Origin of the sequence: Scrofimicrobium canadense, from assembly GCF_009696615.1 — a bacterium.
Taxonomy (GTDB): domain Bacteria; phylum Actinomycetota; class Actinomycetes; order Actinomycetales; family Actinomycetaceae; genus Scrofimicrobium; species Scrofimicrobium canadense.
Map to the genome: position 1 here is coordinate 1 of NZ_VULO01000031.1, position 1,949 is coordinate 1,949.

Genomic DNA, 1,949 nt, shown 5'->3' on the forward strand with positions numbered 1-1,949 from the left:
AGATGCTGAATGACCTTCGGATCACCTTTCATGCCGTCACCTTCTTTTAGAGTATAGTGCTGTTGATTACAGCTGCGTCAACCAAGGAGTATAGGCCTTGACGTCCTCCCCGCCCTAAAGGACGGGGATTCCAACTTCTTGAGGGCAACGTCCTGCCCCGAGGCTGAGGATATTCCGGGCCGCATTCACGTCCCGGTCGTGGAGTACACCACACTCCACGCACTCCCAGACCCTTACTCGCAACCCGTTGACGCCCTGCGGCCCGCTAAGCGAGCCGCACGACGAACAGGCGCGGGTGGTGTTGGTTTCGCGAACGACCTTGAAGACGATGCCTGCGTGAGCGCATTTATATTCCAGCATCGTTTTCAGTTGTGACCAGCCAGCGTCGTAGACGCTTTTGGCCATCCTGGTCTTCGCGAGCCTGGTTGAGGAAACATCGCCCACGACGATTTCGCCGTACTGGTTGACGAGTTTCCGGGAAAACTTGTGCTGCGCGTCCTGGCGACGGTTCTTGATCTTGGCGTGAATAGCTTTTACCCGCCGCTTGTTGCGGGCACGTTGGGCTGTCGCCAACTGGTCTTCCATGCGGCGGTAGAAGCGGCTGTTTTCCAGCCTTCCTCCATCGCTACAGGTGGCCACATCCTTGAGCCCAAGGTCGATGCCAACGGCGCCCTGCCCAAGCGTCGGCTGCACGTCCACCTCGACCGCAACATTGAAATACCACCGGCCCCGGCTATCTTCGTTGAAACTGCCGGCACGGAACTTGTATGTCGACAGGCCGTAGCTATCCCACACCTTGAAGTAGGTGCCGTTGTGAAATACCTGCCCGTTCTTCCACTTGGCCGCGCCGGTATTGACCGGAATCCAGCCAAGTGAGCGGCGTACACCGCCGGACTTGCGCCAATTCAAGCGGGGCTTTTTGAACTGCTTGCGGCGGGCAACGTATTCAGCAGCGATGCATTGCAGCGTTTGGCTGTGCAGGCCGAGGTCCTTGCCAGCACCCTTGGTATAGGGGTGCATGTCGTAGGCAGACAGAAACAGACCTTTCTCCCGAATGGCTCGGGAAGACAGTTCGTTGAGGTAGTTCCAAACAAAATTCACGCTGCGGGCCATGCGGTTAAGCTCGGCGGCGTGTTTGTCCTTCACTCGAACCTTGAGGGTCTTGGTCTGCTTCATGGCTTCGAATATACTTGGTCTATGGAAACCAAACAAGCTATCAGAACAGGAAGACACTGCGTTTTTAAACTCCATGCCCATTTGGTATTTGTCACCAGGTATCGGGGCAAGGTGTTCACCGGCGCGCATCTCAACTCCCTCGAATTGCTTTTCGACCGAGTGTGTCGGGACTTCGAGGCGGAGCTACAGGAGTTCAACGGTGAAACCGATCACGTCCATTTGCTTGTCAACTTTCCACCCAAAGTGGCGGTATCCAGGCTGGTGAATAGTTTGAAGGGGGTATCCAGCCGGCGGATGAAGTTACTACACCCTGAACTGGTGCAGCCCGCCTACCGGAAGAACTCGCTGTGGAGTCCAAGCTACTTTGCGGGAAGTGTCGGAGGCGCCCCCCTGAGCATGGTCAAGCAGTATATTGAGCAACAATCGAGGCCGGACCAGGGGCGCTCTCGCGCCCCTCGCTATCCATCCTCGCACTAGAAGTACGAGGTTTTTCGCGATGTTCGATAAAGCGCTGGTAGATGCTGGGCGTGGGCGGCGCCTTGACGGTGCTCCAGCGAGCGGGATGCACGTCATCGTTCAGGCACACCTGTACTTCATCCTTGGAGGCGTCTAGATCCACGCGGATCGCACCCTTGTCGCCGTGAACGCTCAGCGTCAGCGAGTTGTGGTGCCCGGTTGCCCAGCGGGTTGCCTGAATCGTGCCCATGGCGCCGTTGGCAAAGCGCACGCGCATCAGCGCCGTGTCGTTGGCATCCAGCAGGTAGTCGCCGATG

3 protein-coding genes are annotated in these 1,949 nt (G+C 57.5%); 1 reads left to right on the forward strand and 2 read right to left on the reverse strand.

What is annotated here, in order from left to right; genetic code table 11:
* Positions 1-114: 114 nt before the first annotated feature.
* Positions 115-1,176 (reverse strand): RNA-guided endonuclease InsQ/TnpB family protein, encoded by a 1,062-nt coding sequence (locus FYJ24_RS12305; RefSeq protein WP_016914375.1) that lies wholly within the window; start codon positions 1,174-1,176, stop codon positions 115-117.
* A gap of 21 nt (positions 1,177-1,197) precedes the next feature.
* Here FYJ24_RS12305 and tnpA point away from each other — a divergent pair, with 21 nt between their 5' ends.
* Positions 1,198-1,653, forward strand: coding sequence for an IS200/IS605 family transposase (gene tnpA, locus FYJ24_RS12310; protein WP_125203849.1), 456 nt, complete (start codon positions 1,198-1,200; stop codon positions 1,651-1,653).
* Here the strand turns inward: tnpA and FYJ24_RS12315 are convergent.
* Positions 1,577-1,949 (reverse strand): Gfo/Idh/MocA family protein (locus FYJ24_RS12315; protein ID WP_263970245.1); only part of this gene is annotated, 373 nt, incomplete at its 5' end. The two genes, tnpA and FYJ24_RS12315, sit on opposite strands and share 77 nt — an antisense overlap.